The organism is Streptococcus suis, assembly GCF_002960445.1.
Lineage (GTDB): Bacteria > Bacillota > Bacilli > Lactobacillales > Streptococcaceae > Streptococcus > Streptococcus hyiners.
Genome location: NZ_POJD01000383.1, coordinates 1 through 291, shown reverse-complemented (window position 1 = coordinate 291; position 291 = coordinate 1). Strand labels below are relative to the sequence as shown.

General features: G+C 46.4%; 1 pseudogene. It reads right to left on the bottom strand.

From position 1 onward, the window contains the following. Window positions 1-46: 46 nt before the first annotated feature. A pseudogene (locus C1G53_RS12175) lies at window positions 47-291 on the bottom strand (beta-N-acetylhexosaminidase); the annotation flags it as partial.

Sequence of the window (291 nt, the reverse complement as noted above, 5' to 3'; positions counted from 1 at the left end):
ATCAAAATTTGCATAAAAAATTGAGCCCTTTCGAGCTCGAGAACTACTAGGTCGTATAGATGGTTGAAGCCGTCGCAATAATCTGCCATTGGTTGGCAGTTGTCGCAATAAATCCCTTGTCCTGATGGAAGTCATCGTAAGGGAGAATTGGCACTTCTAGTTCATCTAGTTTAGGTACTTCATTGTTCAGATAGGCTTGCAACCGCTGGATTGCTCGGCGAATGCGGGCATCCAATCCCCCTAGGCGAATGTCCACCGTATCCAGACCAAACACCTTCTTCTCTACCATCC